Raw genomic sequence first — 18766 nt, 5'->3', positions numbered from 1 at the left:
TGCGTCACCCTTCTTACGTCCGGGGAACCGAGAAGTCACGATGGAGTAAGAGGAGTCACTGCGGGTATGGCAGAACATCATTATGACGTCGTTGTGATCGGCGCCGGTCCCTCCGGCGAAGGCGCGGCGATGAATGCTGCAAAGCACGGCAAGCGAGTCGCAATCGTTGAAGACAAGCCCACCGTCGGCGGCAACTGCACCCACTGGGGCACCATTCCCTCCAAGGCTCTTCGACACTCCGTCAAACAGATCATCACCTTCAACACCAACGTCATGTTCCGGGATATCGGCGAACCGCGCTGGTTCTCGTTTCCGCGCGTTTTGCAGAATGCCGAGAAGGTGATGGGCAAGCAGGTCAAGCTGCGCACCGAATTTTACGCCCGTAACCGGGTGGATCTGTTCAACGGCCGGGCTTCATTCCTGGATGAGCATCGCCTGGAGGTGCGTGGCGGCAAGAGCGAAGAAATCCTTAACGCCAAGACGATCGTGATCGCCACCGGGTCGCGCCCGTACCTTCCGCCCGATGTGAATTTCCGTCACCACCGGATCTATAACAGCGATTCGATCCTGAAGCTTTCCCACACACCGCGCACGCTGATTATCTACGGCGCCGGTGTGATTGGCAGTGAGTACGCTTCGATCTTTGCCGGTCTGGGCGTCAAGGTAGACCTGATCAACCCGGGCAGCCGCCTGCTGTCGTTCCTGGACGATGAAATTTCCGACGCGCTGAGCTATCACCTGCGCAACAGCGGCGTGTTGGTGCGTCACAACGAGCAGTATGAATCGGTGGAAGGGGACGACCACGGTGTGGTGCTGACCCTGCAATCCGGCAAGAAAATCCGGGCCGACGCCTTCCTCTGGTGCAATGGCCGTGCCGGCAATACGGACAAGCTGGCGCTCGACAACATTGGCCTGGAGCCCAACGGCCGCGGCCAGCTCTCCGTGGACAAGCATTACCGCACTGCGGTACCCCATATCTACGCGGCCGGGGACGTGATCGGCTGGCCCAGTCTGGCCAGTGCGGCCTACGACCAGGGGCGGTCCGCGTCTTCTGATGTCATTGGCGACGAGTACTTCCGTTTCGTGACCGACGTGCCGACCGGTATCTACACGATTCCCGAGATCAGTTCGGTGGGCAAGACCGAGCGGGAGCTGACCGAAGCCAAGGTGCCCTATGAGGTGGGTCAGGCGTTCTTCAAGGACCTGGCGCGCGCCCAGATTACCGGCGAGGCGGTGGGGATGCTCAAGATCCTGTTCCACCGCGAGACCCGTCAGATCCTGGGTATTCACTGCTTCGGGGATCAGGCCGCCGAGATCGTGCATATCGGCCAGGCCATCATGAACCAGGAAGGTGAAGCGAACTCGCTCAATTACTTCATCAACACCACGTTCAACTACCCCACCATGGCGGAAGCCTACCGGGTGGCGGCCCTGAACGGCCTGAACCGGATCTTCTGATCATTGTCGCCGGGGCGGCTTCCCGCTCCGGCAACGCTTCCTTTCCCGTACGCCTGTCTTGACGTGATGTCCCGCCACGCCTGATGCAAGCAAACCGCTCAAGTGGTGCCGGCAACGGTTTCCGGATCGCTGGCAAGCCGCTCCGGCAGTCTGGATGTGGCGATGCCCGGACGGTTCTCGAAGTACATCAGGCTGCTGGTCGGGTAGTCGGTAATGATGCTGTCGACGCCCATTTTCTCCAGTTCCAGCATGTCGTGGATGCGATTGACGGTCCACACGGAGACCTTCAGCCCGGCCTTGTGGGCCGATTCCACCAGCGCTTTCGAGCAGAGGCGGGCGTTCAGGCACAGGTAATCGCAGTTAAGCCGCTTGGCGTTCTTGACCGGATTGGGAAAGCGCTTGTCGAACACCAGCCCGGTACGCAGCTTGCGATCGCGGCGCTTGGCTTCGCGCAGGAACCAGGTGTCTGACGAGGTGAGGGCGGCACGGTCATACCAGTGATTTTTCTGGATCAGCTCGGCCAGCCGGTTGCAGAGGATGTTCATCCGCTGTCGATCGTCGCTCTTTACCTCGAGCTGCAGGTGCATGAATTCGGGGCAGGCCGTCAGCACCTGATTCAGGCTGGGGATGCCGCAGTGGCTGGGCCAGGGCACGGTGTTGTGGCGGGTGTCCATCTTGGCCAGCGCTTCGGCCGTCATGTCGCCAACCCGGCCGGCAATCCCGGTGGTGCGGTCGGTGGTGGTGTCGTGGATGATGACCGGTTCGCCACTCGCCGAAAGCAGCACGTCCATCTCGAAGTGGCGGACACCATGGCTGTAGGCGTGCTTGAAACCGGGAACGGTGTTTTCCGGGGCCTCTCCCTTGGCGCCCCGATGGCCGTAAATAATCATGTGCGAAGATCCCCTGACACAAAAGACGCACAATATAATCGAGTGCGGGCCCTTGGGTATATGGCGTGGTGCAACCTCAGCCCGCGTAGAGGGCGCACCGTTTCTTCCAGAGTTCGTGGCAGAGCGTCATGTCCTCAATGAATCCGGGTAACTCGTCCATCAGCAGGGCTTGCGGGCCATCCACGAGGGCTTTTTCCGGCTTCGGGTGAAAATCCACCAGCACCATGTTGGCGCCGGCCACGACGCCCTGGGCAGCGGCGTGCATGACTTCCGGAATCCCGTCTGGCGCGGAGTCCCGGCTGCCCACCGAATGCGATGGGTCCACGCAGACCGGCATGCGCGTCAGCCGCTTGACCGTCGGTACGTGGGCGAAGTCCACCATGTTCCGGTGGGGCTGGCCGGCTTCGGTCTTCATGCCGCGCAGGCAGAAAATGACGTTGGCGTTGCCTTCGCTGGCGAGGTACTCCGCCGCATTGAGCGATTCGTTCAGCGTGATGCCGAACCCCCGCTTGAGCAGCACCGGGTAGCGTTTTTGCCGGCCGATGGCCTTCAACAGCTCGAAGTTCTGGGTGTTCCGGGTGCCTACCTGGAGCATGACGCCGGTGGGCCGGCCCAGCTTTTCCAGGCAGGTATCAATCTCCTCGATGTGGCTTTCGTGGGTGATCTCCATCGCGATCACCCGGATGCCGTACTGACCGGCCAGTTCGAATACGTAGGGCAGACAGGCCTGGCCGTGCCCCTGGAAGGAGTAGGGGTTGGTCCTTGGCTTGTAGGCGCCCATGCGGGTGCAGACCTGGCCATTGGCCTGCAAGGCCTGCATCATCTGTTCCACGTGATCCGGATTGTCCACGGCGCAGAGGCCGGCGAAGATGTTGAGGTTGTCCTGATCGAAGTGAACGCCGTTGTAGGTGAAGCCGGTCTGACGCCGGTCATCCCGGTGCCGCCCGAGGATGCGGTAATCGTCGGATATACGGATGACCCGTTCGACCGCCGGCAGCGCCTCGATCTCGTCTTTATCCAGGGACTTGGTGTCGCCCAGCAGATAGACCTCGGTGAGCTTTTGGTGGGCGCCCTGGATTTCGTGGACGCGAACGCTGACGCCGGGCAGGTTTTCCAGAAATTCCAGGGTCTGGCGATAGTCCTCGCCATCCAGTGGCGTATCGGGGTGGAGAATGGCCAGCATGGCAGCTCCCTTCTTCCTTCCAGTCTTGTTTCCTTATGCTGACAGCCGGCTCAGGACGACATGGCCTGTTCAGCCCGGTGCCGGCATTCCATGTACTCGCGGTGGTTCAGGTGCAGTAGCTCGGCAATGCGCCGTATCAGCTGCTCCTCGTACTTGTCGATGCGCCCGTCGGCAAAGGCGACCCGCCAGATGTTCTCGAGGATTTCCGCCTTGCCCGCCTGGTCCAGGGTGTCGTTGAGCTTCTCGGTGAACTCGTAAAGCGAGGTGGCGTCTTCGGCGTGGGCCCTGGCATCAGCCAGGATCGTCGTGGCTTCCTCGCGGGTAATGGCCTGGGAACGAAGGGCGCAGTCGATGATCGTGATCATCTCCACGTCGTCCTCGGACTGGTCGACCCGCGCCAGTTGCACCATCAGGGCGGTGGCCGCAATGGCCAGTTGCTTGGGATCATTGGGCTCCGGGACGCCGCTGGCGTCGCCGGAGAACAGCTTCTTCAATACATCGATCATCAATCAGGCTGCCTGGGCTATCTGCCGGACCCGTTGTTCCAGTTCAACCTGGTCGGCAGCGAATTTGCGAATGCCTTCGGCCAGCTTTTCCGTGGCCATGGCGTCTTCGTTCATCAGCCAGCGGAAGTCGTTCTCGTCGAGGCTGACACGGTCGTCCACTTTACCCACGGATTGGGGCGACAGGATACGCGGCAATTCGCCCGGGTCATCTTGCAGGGACTCCAGCAGCGCCGGGCTGATGGTGAGCCGGTCGCACCCGGCCAGCTGCTCGATCTCGCCCGTGTTGCGGAAGCTTGCTCCCATCACCACCGTGTCGTAATTGTGGGCCTTGAAGTAATTATAGATCCGCGTGACCGACAGTACGCCCGGATCTTCGGGAGCCTCGAAGGCGCTCTTGCCGCTGGCCTTGAGATGCCAGTCGAGGATGCGACCGACGAAGGGCGAGATCAGGAAGGCGCCGGCTTCGGCGCAGGCGGCGGCCTGGGCGAACGAGAACAGCAGGGTCAGGTTGCAGTGGATGCCTTCTTTTTCCAGAACTTCGGCGGCCCGGATGCCTTCCCAGGTGGAGGCGATCTTGATCAGGACGCGCTCGGTGGGTACGCCGATGCTGTCGTAGAGCGCGACCAGCCGGCGTGCCTTGTCGATGGTCGCCTGGGTGTCGAAGGACAGTCGGGCGTCGACCTCCGTGGACACCACGCCCGGAATCAGCTCCAGGATCTTCTGGCCGGCCAGCACCGCCAGGTAATCGGTGGCTTGCCCCAACTGCTCGCGATCGCTGCCGCCCTGGCGCTGCGCGTAGTCGATGGCCATGTCGAGCATCGGGCGATAGGCCGGCAGGTCGGCGGCCTTGAGCAGCAGTGAGGGGTTGGTGGTGGCGTCCACCGGGCGCCACTGGGCGATGGCATCCAGGTCACCGGTATCGGCGACGACGGTGGTCATGGTCTTGAGTTGTTCGAGTTTACTCATGGCGGCAAATCGTCCTGATGCGTGGATGGCGCGGTCACAGCGGGCGCTGCGTCCTTCGCGTTGACCGGAGGCTGGCCAACAAATCTACAATAGCGATCTGCCTGGGCGGGAACAAGGGGACGGAAGCCGTGTTACGGCTCCGTCACGGTCGGGGTCAGGCCGGCTGCAGGATGTCTTCGCCCGTCTCTTCGGGGACCTTCGCCATCGCCCGCTCCAAAACCTCGATGCCGGAGCCGGGTTTATGGGCGTTCTCGCTGATGTGGCGGCGGAACTGTCGGCCACCTTTGCAGCCGTGAAACAGGTTCATCACGTGACGACTGATGTGCGTCAGGTAGACGCCGCGATCCAGTTCGCTCTGGATGTACGGCAGCATCGCCCGCAGCACGTCGTGGCGATTGCTGTAAGGCGCGGCACGGCCGAACAGGACCGGATCCACCTGCGACAGCATCCAGGGGTTCTGGTAGGCCTCACGACCGATCATCACACCGTCGACGTTTTCCAGGTGTTCCTGACACTGGGGCAGCGTCTTGATGCCGCCGTTGATGATGATCTCCAGGTGCGGGTAGCGCTGTTTGAGTGCGTATACCCAGTCGTATTTCAGCGGCGGGATTTCCCGGTTTTCCTTGGGGCTGAGGCCATCAAGGATGGCGATGCGGGCGTGCACGATAAACGTACGGCAGCCGGCGCTGGCGACCACGTCAATGAAGTGGCACAGATCGTCGAACGATTCGCGGCCGTCGATGCCGATGCGATGTTTGACCGTCACCGGCAGGTGGGTGGCGGCCTGCATGGCGGATACGCCCTCGGCGACCGTTTCCGGATGGGCCATCAGGCAGGCGCCGATCATGTTGTTCTGGACCCGGTCGCTGGGGCAACCCACGTTCAGGTTGACTTCGTCGAAGCCGTGATCCCCCGCCAGGCGCGCGCAGGTGGCCAGTTCCGAGGCGTTGCTGCCACCCAGTTGCAGGGCCAGCGGGTATTCGGCTTCCTCATGGCGCAGGAAACGGGCGGTGTCACCGTGGATCAGCGCGCCGGTGGTCACCATTTCCGTGTACAGCAGGGTGTCCCGCGACAGCAGGCGGGCGAAATAACGGTATGCGGAGGTGGTCCAATCCATCATCGGTGCCACGGAAAAGCGCCGGTTGAGGGCTGGCGCGGCGTTGGTGGACGGTGTCTTGGTAATTCCGGCTGACGGCATGGGCATCCTGATGTTGCTGGGTTCGTTCACGGGCGCGCGATTATAACGCGTCGGGCACTGAATAAAAAATGAACCGTTTTGCCGGTAGCGATGCGGCGCAAGTTGCTGCAGCAACTGGTAAGCTTCTGATTTTGGGCGCGGCTTCCTTTTTCCGGCGCCCACTGCGTGTCGGCGGGATAAGGAGTAGGTAGCCGTGGAAGTGCTTATACAGGCCCTGGTACCGGTGTTTGGGTTGATCCTGCTGGGTCAGTTCCTGCGTCGGGTGCATTTTCCGGGCGACGGTTTCTGGCCGTTGGCGGAGCGCTTCACCTACTATGTGCTGTTCCCGCCCATGCTGCTCTATAAACTGGGCAACGCGCAGATACCGACGTCCGCCTATGGCGATATCGCCCTAGTGGTGGTGGCCATGGCGGCGACCATCACGCTATTGATGGTCGTGCTGCAGCTCTGGCAGCGCTGGTCCGGCGCGGTTTTCAGCTCGGTGTACCAGGGCGCGATCCGTTTCAATTCGTTCGTGGGGCTGGCGGCGGCCGGGCTGATGCTGGGGGACGACGGGCTGTCCCTGTTTGCCGTCGGCGTGGCGATCAATGTGCCGTTGCTCAACCTGCTGTGCATCCTGATGTTTTCGGTGATGGTGGGGCAGGGGCCGGTGCGGCTGATTCCGATGCTCAAGGCCATCGTCACCAACCCGCTGATCGTGGGCTCGGTGGCGGGCGCCATCTGGGGTTACCTGGGCATCGGCTTCCATCCCATCATTGCCCGGTTCCTGGAGCCGCTAAGCGGTATGGCGTTGCCGTTGGGGCTGCTTACGGTAGGGGCCGGGCTCCAGTTCAAGGCATTGCGTCATGCCTCCATGCCGTTCGTGCTGTCGTCGGCGCTGAAGCTGGTGCTGTTACCGGTTGTCACCGCGGGCCTGGCGGCCTGGTTGGGCATTGACGGCCTGATGTTGCAGGTCCTGATTCTGCTGGCGGCGCTGCCGACAGCGTCGTCGGCCTACATACTGGCACGCCAGCTCGGGGGCGACGCCCCCTTGATGGCCGGCATCATCAGTGGCCAGACTCTGCTGGCTATCCTGATCATGCCGGTGATGCTGGGGTTGCTGACGTAGGGATGTGGGCCTGAAACTACTCGCCCAGGCAGGAAAGTGCCGCGTCGGCCAGCGACTGCTGGAATTGCAGGTAACCGTCCCTCTCCAGCGGGATGTCCGAGCCCAGCGGATCCCAGGTGGTGATGGTCAGGTTGAGATCTTCGGTCAGTCCCTGCCACCAGTCACGGCTGAACTGGGGCTCGGTCATCAGGCAGGGGTGCGCGGCACCGCCCAGTTCTTCGCGGACCTTGGCCAGATGCCGGGCGCCCGGTGAGCGTTCCGGTGTCAGCGTGAGCGCCTGGCTGACGTGCAGACCATAGTGCTCGGCGAAGCGTCGGAAGGCGTCGTGGTAGGTGAAAATGTCCACGTCGTGGAGCGATGCCAGTCGGTTGCGGATGTCGCCCTCGGTCATCTCCAGCCCTGTCTCGAAGTCCGCCAGGCGCCCGGCCATGGCGTCGGCCTGGTCAGTGCGTACCTGCGCCAGGCGTGCCTCAATGGCGCGGGTCATGGTCAGCGCGATTTGCGGGTCCAGCCAGACGTGGGGGTCGACACCGTGATGGTGATGTTCGTGCTCCTCTTCGGCGGCGTGGTCGCGTCCGGCCTCGTCATGGTGCTCGTGTTCGGGGTCCTCGTGATGCTCGGCGTGCTCTTCATGCGCGCCCTCGTGCGTCTTGATGTCGTCCGGCATCAGGGCGAGGGTGCGATCCTTCATCTCCGGGCTTTCCAGCAGGTGCTCCAGGAAGGTTTCCAGCTCCGGCCCCACCCACAGGATCAGGTCGGCGTCAGCCAGCGCCCGGCGGTCGGATGGGCGCAACTGATAGGTGTGGGGGCTGGCACCGGCCGGAATCAGGGTGTGGATCTCTGTGTCGGCGGGGGCAACCGCCTGGGTCAAAAGGGCCAGCGGCTTGATTGAGGTGACGATTTTCAGGGGCTGCTCGGGTTGTGCCGCGGCGGCGGTTGCTGTCAGCAGGAGCAGGGCGATGAGTTTTACAGCGTGTCTGGCGTAGGTCATGTCGAGTTCCAGTCCGGATTTTCGGCAATGTTATAATGTAACAGGTTGCGCGTAAAGTCCGAAGCAAGCGACGAAGAAGCGGTCTCGTGGGTTCATGCGTGCGAGCGTATAGGACGCTATAATGCGCGATCTGAATCCATTCCGCGGATGCCCGCTCAGGAGCGTCCGTTCTGCTCACAGGAATCATCAATGACTGTTCGTACCCGAATTGCACCGTCTCCCACCGGTGATCCCCATGTTGGCACGGCCTACGTGGCGCTGTTCAACATGTGCTTTGCCCGCCAGCACGGTGGTCAGTTCATTCTGCGCATTGAAGATACGGATCAGACCCGGAGCACGGCGGAATCCGAGCAGGATATCCTGTCAGCCCTGCGCTGGCTGGGGCTGGAGTGGGACGAGGGTCCGGACGTGGGTGGCCCGCACGGTCCTTACCGCCAGTCCGAGCGCAAGGCCGATTACCGTGGTTACGCTGAGGAGCTGGTGGAAAAGGGGCACGCCTTCTACTGTTTCCGCACGCCCGAAGAGCTCGATCGGATTCGCGAAGAGCGCAAGGCCGCAGGCCAGAATCCGGGGATCAAGGGCGACCTGGAATTGCCGGCGGATGAAGTCCGGGCGCGTCTGGAAGCGGGCGAGCCGCATGTGATCCGCATGAAGGTGCCGGACGAGGGCGTCTGCGTCATCGATGACATGCTGCGCGGCCAGGTCGAGATCGATTGGGGGCAGGTGGATTGCCAGATCCTGCTCAAGTCCGACGGCATGCCGACCTATCATCTGGCGAATGTGGTGGATGACCACCTGATGGGCATCACCCACGTGATGCGCGGTGAGGAATGGATCAACTCCGCGCCCAAGCATCAGTTGCTCTACAGGTACTTTGGCTGGGACATGCCGGTGCTGTGCCACCTGCCGCTGCTGCGCAATCCGGACAAGAGCAAGCTGTCCAAGCGCAAGAACCCCACCAGCATCAACTTCTACGAGCGTATGGGGTTCCTGCCCGAGGCGGTGATCAACTATCTGGGGCGTATGGGCTGGTCGATGCCGGATGAGCGTGAGAAGTTCTCGGTCCAGGACATGATCGACCACTTCGACATCCAGCGGGTGTCCCTGGGCGGCCCCGTGTTCGACGTGGAAAAGCTGCGCTGGCTCAACGGCCTCTGGCTGCGTGAGGACCTCGACGATGAGGCGTTCGTCGAGCGCCTGCAGCGCTGGTGGTTCAATCGTGAGGCGCTGGAGTCCCTTGTCCCTCACGTTCGCGGGCGTGCCGAGGTGTTCAGCGACGTGGCGCCCATGGCCAGTTTCATGTTCTCCGGCATGATGGATCTCAAGCCTGAGGACTTTGCGCACAAGAAGCTGGAAGAGGGCGAGGTGAAGCGGGTGCTGCAGTTTGCCCTGTGGCGCCTGGAGGCCCAGCGGCACTGGAGTAAGGACAATATCTTCGCCGACGTGAAAGGATTGGCCAAGGCCATGGACCTGAAGATGGGCGAGTTCATGTTCCCCATTTTCGTGGCCATTGCCGGAACGCCCAACTCCTGGTCGGTGATGGATTCCATGGCGCTGCTGGGCCCGGATATGACCCGGGCGCGACTGCGTCATGCACTGCAGGTGCTGGGTGGTTTCTCCAAGAAAGAAACCAAGCGGGTGGAGAAAGAATACGCGGCGTTGTCCGTTCAAGGGGGTGACGCGTAAGACGCTGTCCTGCGGCCTGTTACCCCTGAAAAAAGTTCGGTTCAGGGGTTGACGGGCAGGGGGCGCATCTCTAGTATACGCATCCGTTGTCGGGGCCATAGCTCAGCTGGGAGAGCGCAACACTGGCAGTGTTGAGGTCAGCGGTTCGATCCCGCTTGGCTCCACCAAGTTTTAGTCCCCTTCGTCTAGTGGCCTAGGACTCCGCCCTTTCACGGCGGCAACAGGGGTTCGAACCCCCTAGGGGACGCCAATTTGGAAAGCCGTTCACAAGATGGTTTTCCTACTTCGTAAGCCCTGCTCATGTAGGGAGTCGGAGGCGAAAAACCGCCCCACACCGGGCGGTTTTTTGGTTGTAAGCGAATAGATGTGCAGTGAAAATTGAAATTGAGGGGCCATAGCTCAGCTGGGAGAGCGCAACACTGGCAGTGTTGAGGTCAGCGGTTCGATCCCGCTTGGCTCCACCAATTTTTCTAGTCCCCTTCGTCTAGTGGCCTAGGACTCCGCCCTTTCACGGCGGCAACAGGGGTTCGAACCCCCTAGGGGACGCCAATACAGAAAGCCGTTCACAAGATGGCTTTCGCCCTCCGAAACGGTCTATCAGGGCCGGGTCGGGATAAAGAAAACCGCCCAATTGGGCGGTTTTTTTATGTCTGGAATTTGTCTCTGAGCCCGTCTGGCGTGTTCGCAACGACGGGCGCTGCGCCTACCGTGAGGGCGGCGCCAGGTGCGTTAGCGGATGGCAATGGCGCCCTTGCCAACGCCTTCAAAGGCCTTCACCTGGATACGATCGTTCGGATGCGGCTGCTTGCAGGTATCGGCCAGGTGCGCCGCGATCAGTTCCACCGTGGAGTCCGTGTTCATCAGGTAAACGCGACGACGGGGCAGGGTCAGGGTGAATTCCCCCTGATTCGCCTCATAGGCAAAGGTGACATAGGCCGTGTCGTTTTCCACGAACTGCTCGACGATGTCTTCCTCGGTGCCCACATAGATGTCGCGCCACCGGTCGGCCCATTCGCGCTCCAGATCATTGTCGCGGGTATCGTTGCGCCGGATCTCGATGCGCGAACGGTGCCCGTGCGCGATTCGCTGGCAATTGCCCAGATGCTTTTTCAGACCGTGGACGTAATGGTAGTAGGGGCCGTCGATTTCTTCTTCCCGCAGGATGACTTCGATACCTGTGACGTTGCCTGGCAGCACCGCACGCAGCTCGGATTCAAGCAGCGCCGACACCGCCGACGGCACCACGCGTTCGCCCTCAAGCAGGAGAACGGCTTCGGCCGGGGACTGATGGCGAATCAGGCCGCCATCTTCCAGTTGCCAGGCCAGGCTGACCCGATCACCCTCTTCGGTGACCTCCAGCGCAGGCTGATCCATGGGTGTGACCAACCGGTGGTCGACGCGTTCGTCGATCACCTGCTTGATGGTGCGCTTGACCGATCCGAAATCGAACACCATTCCCTGTTCGTCCAGCTCGCCGGCCAGGACGATATCAACAATCCAGCTTTCCCCCACCAATCCGCGACGGGTGTCCAGGTAAGCGAAATCGATGACGGTCAGGTTGTCGACAAAGAGGTGGTTCATGGATCAATCTAATTCCGGATAGGCGTGTGATTGGCGCAATTCTAACAAAATTTCGCCTTCCCCCGTGAGTATTTAGCTTCCGACATTGAGCGGGAATGTGTTCATGACCAACAAACTTGATGTGTCTGCGGCAGCGCTGGTACTGGCTGCCGGAGGTTCCCGGCGTATGGGGCACCCCAAGGCCGCTTTGTCGTGGTGTGGAAATTCCTTACTGGCGCTGGCGGTTCGGCGCGCGCGTGAGCTGTCCGACCGGGTGCACGTTGTGGTGGGCGGCCATTACCCGCTGATCCGCTTTCGCTGTGCCGCACAGCCGGATCGCTGGGTGGTCAACCCGGACTGGGCCGATGGGCAGGCAGGCTCATTGCAAAGGGGGTTATCAAGCCTGCCGGGGGGCGTCACGGGCGCTTACGTGCTGTTGGTGGATCAGCCGGCAATTGATCCGGAATTCTGGCCGTCAATGCGCCAGGCCGTTGAGGAGGAGGTGGGGCGGCGACCGGTGGCTGCGGACCTGGATGGCATGGCGGGCGCGCCGGCTTACCTGCCACGCTCCATGTGGCCGGCGATTGCCCGGTTACACGGGGACCAGGGCGCCGGTCGACTGCTTCGGCGGTTGGACACCCGCCTGGTGGCGGCCCCGGGAGCGGTGCAGGACATCGACCGCTGGGCCGACTGGCAGCGCCTCAGAGCGCTCCGGAAAGCCACACCATGCCGGCCCCGATGAGCCCCAGGCTCACCGCCAGGCCACTCACGAAGGCTCGTAAGCTGAGGCCGCGATGTTGGTTGGCATAGGCTTCGACGGCGCTTCGGGCGATCTCCTCGGCGGTGTCACGGGAAATGGCGTGAGCCTGTTGGATGGCTTCCGACTGCAGCGTCTGCCAGAACTCGGTGTCGATGGTCTGCACGCTGGTCATGTGGTCCTTGAGCTCGGCCAGGGTTTCCGCCGTCAGTCCGGTTGATGTTGGCGGTGCCGATTGCCGGGAAAGGACCTCTTCCAGGTCGGCGTGAATATCGTTCCTGAGCCGCTGCAGGCGCTCTTCCAGCAGATCGGCCTGGACGCTTCGCTCACGCTCCAGTAGCCGGCCCAGATGGTCGTATTGCTCGTCGAACAGGCCGCTGAGCAGTTCGTGCAGGCGGTTATTGACGTGTGTCCGCACGGCCGAACGGGCGACTTCTTCGATGGAGGTTTCCGAGCTTGCCGGTGATGGGCCGCTTTGCTGTTGGCTGGTCCCGGAGTGTGCCGCTACGCTTGCGGGTTCCGGTCCGGTCAGGTCGAGTGGCTCGTCATCGAGGGCCAGCATGGGGTCGAGTGTGTCTTCAGGGGCCGGCGGAGTGGGCAGGGTATCGTTTTCGATGTCAGCGGTGAGCTGGTCAAGCACCGAGTAGAGGTGGTCCTGCTGCAACGGCTTGCTGAGGATGTCGTAGATGCCAAAGCGCCGGGCCTGATCCGAGAAGGTGTCGGCCTTCTTGGAGGTGCACATGATGATCGGGATGGTTGCCGTGGCGGGATTGCCCTTGATGGCCCGGGTGGCTTCGATCCCGTTCATGCCGGGCATCAGGTGATCCATGAAGATCACGTCGGGCCGGATTCCGTCCTTGCCGACGCTGTTGAGGGTATCCAGGGCTTCTTCGGCAGAGCCGGTCATGCCGACCGTCATTGAACGGTTTTCCAGCAGTTTGCTCAGCGCGAAACGGGCCACCTTGGAATCGTCCACCAGCAATGCGTTCTTCAGTGCCATGCTACAACCTCAAAGTCCTTGTGGGTCCGGGCCAGGTTTGTCAGGCGGGTGTGGGCGCCCCGCATCAGGGGCGATCCACCCTGGAACGGGATGGCGTGTGTCTATCCTCGCCTTTCCCAGAATAGTAATCGGTTTTCAGAGGTTTGCCGTGATTTCGCACGTGGCAAGCGGAGCTTTGACGGTCCGCGCTATCGCGGGCCGATCCGGATCGCTATGGATTGTCCGGCTGCGGCTCGCCGTCCCCGCTCCGGGGTGCGGACTGGCGATCCTCCCACACGCGCATGTGAACGTCCGCTTCGTAATCGTAGGGGGAGCGGAATGGCGTCAGGATGAAATCGAAAATCAGGAAGAAAAAGCCGACGGAAAGCCAGGCGACGACCAATGTCTGGGTGGTATGGGCCTGCACTTCCGGATTGGCGGCGATAAACGCCTCCAGCTGCGGAAGCAGGTTGGTGACCAGGATGACGGGGTTGAAGCTGGCCATGACCAGAGGCACCCAGAAGGCGATGATCACCGGGAAGAAGCAGAACGACCACAGCAGCCGGCGTAGGCTGTAAACCAGCAGCGATCGGCGGAAGCGCTGGCGTAGCTCCGGTACTTTACGCAGTTGTTTCAGGTAGCGCTTGCGCTCCACCCAGTAGGGCGCCAGTTCGGCGCTACCCGGCTCCGGCTCGGAGCGCGGTGAATCGGGAGCTTCACGGGGAGCCAGCGGCGTTGCCGTGGAGGCCGGCGCGGGCTGCTCCGGCTCCGCATGCTCGGGGGATGGGGGAATCTGGGACAAAGGGGCACTCATGCGCGTGACGTTTTCCTGCAAGCAATCCTGACACGGTAACCGGCAACCCCTCGGGCCACCTGTTAAAAAGCGACTGACAATAGAGAGTAACTAATTCAGTCATTGACTTCACCCCGGTTCCTTTACGGTGGCGTCATGTTGGATAGTGCGTGTTACCCTACCGGTAAATGTGACGATAACCGCTGTGACCCCGGTTGAGGCTCGTGAGACAGAACTGCGTCGCCCCCGGACTCGTCGACCAGTGGCCCATTAACCAGCGATTAGGATGCAGGGTAGGTATCTCGATGACGGACGCAATTCATCGTGTGGCGCTGGTCGCCCATGACAACAAGAAAGCGGATCTGGTGGCCTGGGTGGCGCGCAACCGCGACACGCTTGAGAACTGTGCGCTGCTGACGACAGGCACCACCGGGCGCTTGCTGTCGGATCAGACCGGACTGCCGGTGGAGCGTCTGCAAAGTGGTCCGCTGGGAGGGGATCAGCAGATCGGTGCACGGATTGCCGAAGGACAGGTGGATCTCCTGATCTTTTTCTGGGATCCCCTTGAGCCGATGTCCCACGATCCCGATATCAAGGCGCTGTTGCGGGTCGCCACGCTCTGGAATATCCCCATCGCCTGTAACGAGAGCTCGGCGGACTTCATGGTGTCGTCTCCCTGCTTCAGCCAGTATCAGCGGAAGAAACCGGACTTTTCCGTCTACCAAAGTCGCCCTGTCGCCGGTTCCGAAGCGTGAAAGGCGCCCGGAGCCGACCAGAACGAATGACCATTCAGGATTCTGTTATGACCAAGAACGCCGACCAAGCCGTTCACCCTGCCTTCGAAAGGGTGAGAAAACACCGGATCGAGACCCTGCACATCGACGTGGAGGAATACCGTCACCGCAAGACCGGGGCAACGCACCTGCACCTGGCTTCCGACAACGACGAGAACGTGTTTTTCGTGGCCCTGCGGACGTTCCCCATGGACTCAACCGGTGTGGCGCACATTCTTGAACACACCGCCCTGTGCGGCAGCGAGCGCTACCCGGTCCGCGATCCCTTCTTCATGATGATTCGCCGGTCGCTCAACACCTTCATGAACGCCTTTACCAGCAGCGACTGGACCGCGTATCCGTTCGCCACCAAGAACCGCAAGGATTTCGACAACCTGTTGTCCGTTTACCTGGATTCCGTCTTCTTCTCCAAACTGGACGAGATGGATTTCTCCCAGGAAGGGCACCGTCTGGAATTCGAGGATCCGGACGATCCGTCCACGCCGCTGGTCCACCGAGGTGTGGTCTACAACGAGATGAAAGGCGCCATGAGCGCGCCGACGTCCCAGCTCTGGCAAAAGCTGAGCAGTCACCTGTTCCAGACCACCACCTACCACTACAACAGCGGCGGTGAGCCGACCCACATTACCGACCTGCGTTACGACGACCTGCTGGCGTTCTACCGCCATCATTACCATCCGTCGAACGCAATCTTCGCCACTTTCGGGAATATTCCGGCCATCGAGCATCACGACCGCTTCGAGAACCTGGTGCTGTCCCGTTTCGAGCGTCAGGACGTGGAGTTGCCGGTACGCGACGAGAAGCGCATTTACGCCCCGCTGCGGGTGGAGGACGCCTACAGCATCAGCGAAGGCGAGGAAACCGACCACAAGACCCACATCGTTATGGGTTGGTTGCTGGGGCACAGTTTTGAACTGGAAGAAAACCTGGAAGCCCACCTGCTGGCCAACGTGCTGCTTGAGAACAGCGCATCGCCGCTGATGCGGGCCCTGGAAACCACCGATATCGGCCATGCGCCGTCGCCCATGCTGGGGCTGGAGGATTCCAACCGGGAGATGACCTTCGTGTGCGGCATTGAAGGCAGCGAGCCCGGCCGTGCCGGGGACCTGGAAAAACTGGTTGAAGAGACGCTGGAGAAAGTTGCCCGGGACGGCGTCAGCGAAGAACGCCTGGAAGCGATCCTGCACCAATTGGAATTGCACCAGCGCGAGATCGCCGGCGACCAGTTCCCCTACGGCCTGCAGCTGATCATGGCATCGATCTCGCCGATGGTGCACGGCGGCGATCCGGTCGACCTGCTGGACCTGGAGCCGGTGCTGGCGAGTCTGCGCGAGAAGATCAAGGATCCGGACTTCGTGCCGCGACTGGTACGCCGGATGTTGCTGGACAACCCGCATCGCGTCACCCTGACCCTGCGTCCCGATGACCAGATGGAGAAGCGCGAGCAGGCCGCGGTGGCCGAGGCGTTGGCCAAGCGCAAGGCCGGGCTGGAAGAAGACGAGGTCCAGACCATCGTCAAGCGGGCGGCGGACCTGGAAGCGCGCCAGAATCGCAAAGACGACGATTCGATCCTGCCCAAGGTGGACCTCAGCGACGTACCGCTGCAAACACCGGAGCCGGAAGCGCGGATGACCGAGGATTTTCCCGCAACACTCTATGACCAGGGCACCAATGGCCTGGTCTACGAGCAGGTGGTCCTGCCCATGCCCGCGTTCAGCGATGAAGAGCTGTTGCTGCTGCCGCTGTATACCACCTGCCTGACTGAAGTCGGCTGCGGCGAACTGGACTATCTGCAGATGCAGGACCGGTTGTCGGCGGAAACCGGTGGCGTCAGCGCCTTTACTGTGGCCAAGGGCCGTATCGATGATGTGCAGGATCTGTCCGGCTATCTGGTGATCGGCGGCAAGGCGTTGGCGCGCAATCGCGAGAAGCTGACGCGCCTGCTGCGCGACATTTTCGAGAACGCCCGTTTCGACGAGCATGCCCGAATTCGGGAGACCGTCGCTCAGATTCGCGCCCGCCGCGAGCAGGCGGTAACCGGTAGCGGGCACGCCCTGGCGATGGGCGCTGCGGCCCAGGGGCTCAGCCCCGGCGCGCGCCTGGCCTTTCGTCTGGGGGGGCTCTCGGCCATCAAGGGCATCAAGGCGCTGGACGATGCGCTGGATGACGGCGCTGAGCTGGAAGCCCTGTGCAACAAGCTGGCGAACATTCACCAGCGTATCCAGAGTCAGGCGCGCCAGTTCCTGGTGGTGGGTGAGCAGGAACAGCTCGAACCGACGCTGACAGCACTGCGGGAAGCCTGGCCCAAGGCTTCGACGATTGAAGCGGAGCGCTGGGAAGTGGCACCGGTCAACGAAACCGTGCGCCAGGCCTGGGTGACCTCCACTCAGGTGAACTTCTGCGCCAAGGCCTACAGCACCGTGCCGATCGATCACCCCGATGCCGCGGCACTGACCGTGTTGGGCGGATTCCTGCGCAACGGCTACCTGCACCGGGCTATCCGGGAACAGGGCGGGGCCTATGGCGGCGGTGCGGCCCAGGACAGCGTCAACGGCACCTTCCGTTTTTTCTCGTACCGGGACCCGCGCCTGACCGAAACCCTCGACGACTTCGACCAGGCCGTGGATTGGTTGCAGCAAACCGAGCACGACCCGCAGGCGCTGGAAGAAGCGATCCTGGGGGTTGTCGGCCAGCTGGACAAGCCTCGCTCCCCGGCCGGTGAAGCCAAGCACGCGTTCCAGAACCGTCTGTTCGGGCGCACGCCGGAGCAGCAGAACCGTTTCCGCGAGCGCGTCTTGGCGGTCACTCTGGACGATCTGAAGCGCGTGGCAGGCGAGTGGCTGGTGCCGGAGAAGGCGAGTACCGCCGTGATCACCAGCGCCCAGCATCGCGATGCCCTGCGCGATGCCGGTCTGGAGATTTGCGAACTTTGATCTGAGCGCTCCTGAGCGAGTGCCAGGGAGGTTTGAGCGGAGCCGGGTTACCGGTTCCGCTCAATGCCAGTGGTGACCATGATGCGGGTGGAAATTTCCTCGATCGAATAGGCGGTCGTGTTGAGGTAGGGCACCCGTTCCCGCCGGTACATCAGTTCGATTTCCTCGATTTCAAACCGACACTGCTTCTCCGAAGAATATCTGGAATTCGGGCGCCGCTCGTTGCGGATGGTTGCGAGCCGCTCCGGATCGATGGTTAATCCAAAGAGCTTTTCCCGATGGGGGCGCAGTACCGATGGCAGGCGCTGGTCATGGATGTCGTCTTCGGTGATCGGGTAATTGGCCGCCTTGATGCCATAGTGCAGGGCCAGATAAAGGCAGGTCGGCGTTTTGCCGCTGCGGGAGGCACCGATGAGGATCAGGTCGGCTTCGTCGTAATGTCGGGTGCGGGCGCCATCGTCGTTGTCGAGGGCAAAGTTCACCGCGTTGATGCGTCGCTCATAGTTGGTCTCGTTGGAAATCGAGTGCGAACGGCCCACCGAGTAGGACGACGAGGCATCCAGCTCCAGTTCCAGCGGCTGCAGGAAGGTGCCGAAAATATCCACCATGAAGCCGTTAGCTCTGGACACCTCCGCACGGATGACGCTGTCAACGATGGTATCGAAGATCAGCGGTTTGGCATCATCCAGTTGCGCCATCCTGTCGATGCGCTTGACCACGGCGGCGGCCTTTTCCAGATCGTCGATGTAAGGCACGGTGATGCGTTCGAAATGGATTTTCTCGAACTGGGCCAGCAGGCTGTTGCCCAGGGCCTCAGCGGTGATGCCGGTGCCGTCGGAAATGAAAAATGCCGTCCGTTTCATGGTCTGTGGTGTGCTCCGTTGCGGGCTGTCGATTCGGATTTCTCAGGATTAAGGATTCCTTAACCTGCCCAAAAGCCGCACCAGTGGCGGGCTGAAGGCTA

Annotated in this window: 16 protein-coding genes and 4 tRNA genes; 10 read left to right on the top strand and 10 right to left on the bottom strand. The window is 61.8% G+C overall.

The window, feature by feature from the left end; all coding sequences use genetic code 11:
- The first annotated feature begins 66 nt into the window (after positions 1–66).
- Positions 67–1458: a Si-specific NAD(P)(+) transhydrogenase gene (sthA, locus tag GQB00_RS04690; RefSeq protein ID WP_165855368.1), complete on the top strand. Its 1392-nt coding sequence runs from the start codon at positions 67–69 to the stop codon at positions 1456–1458.
- A gap of 98 nt (positions 1459–1556) precedes the next feature.
- Here the strand turns inward: sthA and GQB00_RS04685 are convergent, their stop codons facing one another.
- From GQB00_RS04685 to dusA, 5 genes are all read right to left on the bottom strand, one after another.
- Complete coding sequence (locus GQB00_RS04685) at positions 1557–2348, bottom strand: glycerophosphodiester phosphodiesterase (protein WP_165855367.1); 792 nt, start codon at positions 2346–2348, stop codon at positions 1557–1559.
- 76 nt (positions 2349–2424) lie between these two features.
- Entirely contained in the window at positions 2425–3531 is a 1107-nt protein-coding gene (locus tag GQB00_RS04680) for a 3-deoxy-7-phosphoheptulonate synthase (RefSeq protein ID WP_111495836.1), read from the bottom strand.
- A gap of 50 nt (positions 3532–3581) precedes the next feature.
- Complete coding sequence (locus GQB00_RS04675; RefSeq protein WP_111495837.1) at positions 3582–4037, bottom strand: TerB family tellurite resistance protein; 456 nt, start codon at positions 4035–4037, stop codon at positions 3582–3584.
- A gap of 3 nt (positions 4038–4040) precedes the next feature.
- Positions 4041–5003 (bottom strand): transaldolase, encoded by a 963-nt coding sequence (gene tal / locus GQB00_RS04670; protein ID WP_165855366.1) that lies wholly within the window; start codon positions 5001–5003, stop codon positions 4041–4043.
- Between the two features lie 154 nt (positions 5004–5157).
- Positions 5158–6201, bottom strand: coding sequence for a tRNA dihydrouridine(20/20a) synthase DusA (dusA, locus tag GQB00_RS04665; RefSeq protein ID WP_165855365.1), 1044 nt, complete (start codon positions 6199–6201; stop codon positions 5158–5160).
- A 193-nt stretch (positions 6202–6394) separates the two neighbouring features.
- Between dusA and GQB00_RS04660 the strand changes: the two genes are divergently transcribed.
- Positions 6395–7309 (top strand): AEC family transporter, encoded by a 915-nt coding sequence (locus GQB00_RS04660; RefSeq protein WP_165855364.1) that lies wholly within the window; start codon positions 6395–6397, stop codon positions 7307–7309.
- Between the two features lie 16 nt (positions 7310–7325).
- Here GQB00_RS04660 and GQB00_RS04655 read toward each other — a convergent pair whose 3' ends face one another.
- Positions 7326–8300, bottom strand: a complete 975-nt coding sequence (locus GQB00_RS04655; protein WP_165855363.1) for a zinc ABC transporter substrate-binding protein — start codon at positions 8298–8300, stop codon at positions 7326–7328.
- A gap of 189 nt (positions 8301–8489) precedes the next feature.
- On the opposite strand from GQB00_RS04655, the gene gltX reads away from it, so the two are divergent.
- From gltX to GQB00_RS04630, 5 genes are all read left to right on the top strand, one after another.
- Positions 8490–9986, top strand: a complete 1497-nt coding sequence (gene gltX / locus GQB00_RS04650; protein ID WP_165855362.1) for a glutamate--tRNA ligase — start codon at positions 8490–8492, stop codon at positions 9984–9986.
- Between the two features lie 91 nt (positions 9987–10077).
- Positions 10078–10153, top strand: a tRNA-Ala gene (locus GQB00_RS04645).
- A 7-nt stretch (positions 10154–10160) separates the two neighbouring features.
- Positions 10161–10236, top strand: a tRNA-Glu gene (locus GQB00_RS04640).
- A 138-nt stretch (positions 10237–10374) separates the two neighbouring features.
- Positions 10375–10450 (top strand) — tRNA-Ala (locus tag GQB00_RS04635).
- Between the two features lie 9 nt (positions 10451–10459).
- A tRNA-Glu gene (locus GQB00_RS04630) sits at positions 10460–10535 on the top strand.
- 180 nt (positions 10536–10715) lie between these two features.
- Here GQB00_RS04630 and GQB00_RS04625 read toward each other — a convergent pair.
- Entirely contained in the window at positions 10716–11567 is an 852-nt protein-coding gene (locus GQB00_RS04625; protein WP_165855361.1) for a 6-pyruvoyl trahydropterin synthase family protein, read from the bottom strand.
- Between the two features lie 103 nt (positions 11568–11670).
- Here GQB00_RS04625 and GQB00_RS04620 point away from each other — a divergent pair, with 103 nt between their 5' ends.
- Complete coding sequence (locus GQB00_RS04620) at positions 11671–12288, top strand: nucleotidyltransferase family protein (RefSeq protein WP_165855360.1); 618 nt, start codon at positions 11671–11673, stop codon at positions 12286–12288.
- On the opposite strand, the gene GQB00_RS04615 is transcribed toward GQB00_RS04620, so the two are convergent.
- Both GQB00_RS04615 and GQB00_RS04610 read right to left on the bottom strand, forming a co-directional pair.
- Positions 12248–13303, bottom strand: a complete 1056-nt coding sequence (locus GQB00_RS04615; protein ID WP_165855359.1) for a response regulator — start codon at positions 13301–13303, stop codon at positions 12248–12250. The two genes, GQB00_RS04620 and GQB00_RS04615, sit on opposite strands and share 41 nt — an antisense overlap.
- A gap of 211 nt (positions 13304–13514) precedes the next feature.
- Complete coding sequence (locus GQB00_RS04610; RefSeq protein ID WP_228276668.1) at positions 13515–14096, bottom strand: hypothetical protein; 582 nt, start codon at positions 14094–14096, stop codon at positions 13515–13517.
- Positions 14097–14380: 284 nt separating this feature from the next.
- Between GQB00_RS04610 and GQB00_RS04605 the strand changes: the two genes are divergently transcribed.
- Positions 14381–14830, top strand: a complete 450-nt coding sequence (locus GQB00_RS04605) for a methylglyoxal synthase (RefSeq protein ID WP_111495846.1) — start codon at positions 14381–14383, stop codon at positions 14828–14830.
- Positions 14831–14877: 47 nt separating this feature from the next.
- Positions 14878–17802 carry an insulinase family protein gene (locus tag GQB00_RS04600; protein ID WP_165855358.1) on the top strand — a complete coding sequence of 975 codons (2925 nt, stop codon included), beginning with the start codon at positions 14878–14880 and terminating at the stop codon, positions 17800–17802.
- A 47-nt stretch (positions 17803–17849) separates the two neighbouring features.
- Here the strand turns inward: GQB00_RS04600 and GQB00_RS04595 are convergent, their stop codons facing one another.
- The gene (locus GQB00_RS04595; RefSeq protein WP_111495848.1) at positions 17850–18665 is read right to left on the bottom strand and encodes a pyruvate, water dikinase regulatory protein; all 816 of its coding nucleotides are present in this window, start codon (positions 18663–18665) and stop codon (positions 17850–17852) included.
- Positions 18666–18766: the final 101 nt, after the last annotated feature.

It is taken from the genome of Marinobacter sp. JSM 1782161, from assembly GCF_011421605.1.
In the GTDB taxonomy this organism is placed as follows: Bacteria; Pseudomonadota; Gammaproteobacteria; order Pseudomonadales; family Oleiphilaceae; genus Marinobacter_A; species Marinobacter_A bohaiensis.
This window is presented reverse-complemented; position numbering and strand designations above follow the sequence as displayed.

Coding starts and splice junctions, on each gene's coding strand:
- dusA (WP_165855365.1), bottom strand. CDS start 6,201: ATGCCGTCAGCCGGAATTACCAAGACACCGTCCACCAACGCCGCGCCA.
- tal (WP_165855366.1), bottom strand. CDS start 5,003: ATGAGTAAACTCGAACAACTCAAGACCATGACCACCGTCGTCGCCGAT.
- gltX (WP_165855362.1), top strand. CDS start 8,490: ATGACTGTTCGTACCCGAATTGCACCGTCTCCCACCGGTGATCCCCAT.
- GQB00_RS04685 (WP_165855367.1), bottom strand. CDS start 2,348: ATGATTATTTACGGCCATCGGGGCGCCAAGGGAGAGGCCCCGGAAAAC.
- GQB00_RS04675 (WP_111495837.1), bottom strand. CDS start 4,037: ATGATCGATGTATTGAAGAAGCTGTTCTCCGGCGACGCCAGCGGCGTC.
- GQB00_RS04610 (WP_228276668.1), bottom strand. CDS start 14,096: ATGAGTGCCCCTTTGTCCCAGATTCCCCCATCCCCCGAGCATGCGGAG.
- GQB00_RS04680 (WP_111495836.1), bottom strand. CDS start 3,531: ATGCTGGCCATTCTCCACCCCGATACGCCACTGGATGGCGAGGACTAT.
- GQB00_RS04615 (WP_165855359.1), bottom strand. CDS start 13,303: ATGGCACTGAAGAACGCATTGCTGGTGGACGATTCCAAGGTGGCCCGT.
- GQB00_RS04595 (WP_111495848.1), bottom strand. CDS start 18,665: ATGAAACGGACGGCATTTTTCATTTCCGACGGCACCGGCATCACCGCT.
- GQB00_RS04605 (WP_111495846.1), top strand. CDS start 14,381: ATGACGGACGCAATTCATCGTGTGGCGCTGGTCGCCCATGACAACAAG.
- sthA (WP_165855368.1), top strand. CDS start 67: ATGGCAGAACATCATTATGACGTCGTTGTGATCGGCGCCGGTCCCTCC.
- GQB00_RS04655 (WP_165855363.1), bottom strand. CDS start 8,300: ATGACCTACGCCAGACACGCTGTAAAACTCATCGCCCTGCTCCTGCTG.
- GQB00_RS04620 (WP_165855360.1), top strand. CDS start 11,671: ATGACCAACAAACTTGATGTGTCTGCGGCAGCGCTGGTACTGGCTGCC.
- GQB00_RS04600 (WP_165855358.1), top strand. CDS start 14,878: ATGACCAAGAACGCCGACCAAGCCGTTCACCCTGCCTTCGAAAGGGTG.
- GQB00_RS04625 (WP_165855361.1), bottom strand. CDS start 11,567: ATGAACCACCTCTTTGTCGACAACCTGACCGTCATCGATTTCGCTTAC.